Source organism: Streptomyces sp. NPDC056503 (assembly GCF_042794995.1).
GTDB lineage: Bacteria > Actinomycetota > Actinomycetes > Streptomycetales > Streptomycetaceae > Streptomyces.
In genome coordinates, this window is sequence record NZ_JBHTST010000280.1 from 1 (window position 1) to 1,327 (window position 1,327).

Sequence of the window (1,327 nt, forward strand, 5' to 3'; positions counted from 1 at the left end):
GCATGGTTCCTGACTTCGCCGCAGAACCTCTTAACTTATAGGCAATATCGTTATAAGTAATATCTGTTCTGGCATTAAAACTGTACTTCTTGCCTACTTTGTACGTTCCAATTGTATCTGTTTTTCTAATGGTTTCACCTGTTTGAAAGTCTTTGTATTCTGCTCTAACATCCCATGCCGTTGTGTAATAGAACGTTACAGTGAAGTTCTTATCTGGAACAGTCCCCTTCTTAGACTGATCATCATCTAAAATTGCTTCCTTCCCATCAGATTTAAGACCAGTTTTAGAAGATACTGTATAACTATCTCCGATGGTGACTGTTTTCTTCTCCCCTAATATCTTTTCTCCAGTTTGTCTATCCTTGTGGTCAATCCACATGGTTACTTCCTGCTTTTCAAACTGCGCTTGAATACGTACAGTATTATTAGGATCAGTAAACCACTCACCATAACCTAACGTCTGATAACCTGTCGACTTAGGTTTAGATACTATTGGTCTATAACCTTTTAGGCTACCAGCTTTTTCTCCTGTATCTATCTTACCTGCGTAATCAGATGGTGCCTCAAAGTGGAACCAGTCTCCGCCTGCTACTGTTACAGAACCACCACGTTTTGTTTTCCCTGTTGTTTCATTTACAAGTTTAACTTCATCTGGAATACTGAATGTTAAAGTATTGTTCTTATCTGCTTGGTACTTAGTTGCTTGTGTTTTTTGTACACCATCTTCAAAATTTATAGTTAGCTTTTCTCTGTACATTGATATGTCATCATCAGGTATCTCACCGCTTTGCGATAAATCCCACAGTTTGTCATATCCTGAGAGACTTTGTCCACCTGCATAATTACCATCGTACAAACGTGATAAAATTAAAGATGTTACTACAATCCCCCTGTTTTTATCGCTTCCAAAGATATTCTCAGGTCCACCCCAACCAAAATACAACGCTCTCGCAATCTTAGCATTATCGTAAGGTAAGGGTGTTTGGTATGAGGCTCCAGTTGCTGGTGTTGGTTTTTCATGCTCTATACAAAAAGCTTGTTCCCCGTTTACTCGAAAATCTCCAACGACTGAACCACCGTAACTAATCTGCCCTTTATACTCAATGTCAGGTGCAGAAGCAGCACTTACATTCCGACCAAATATAACTGATTTAACTTCAGATGCAAAAGATAGTTTCTGTTGTACTCCATTTTTCATAAGGTTATCAAGTTTTGCAGGTATTTTTTCGTTACCAGCACCAACATATAGGATCTCATCTCCATACATTAGTTCACCTTTTGAGTTTGTTGTTAGATATTCAACATCTTCCTTAGCTTGTTGTTCACC

At 38.5% G+C, this 1,327-nt stretch carries 1 protein-coding gene; it reads right to left on the reverse strand.

Annotation, left to right across the window (positions count from 1 at the left end; genetic code table 11):
- On the reverse strand, positions 1–1,327 hold a 1,327-nt coding region (locus tag ACFQ8C_RS37035), incomplete at both ends, for a thioester domain-containing protein (RefSeq protein ID WP_383466362.1).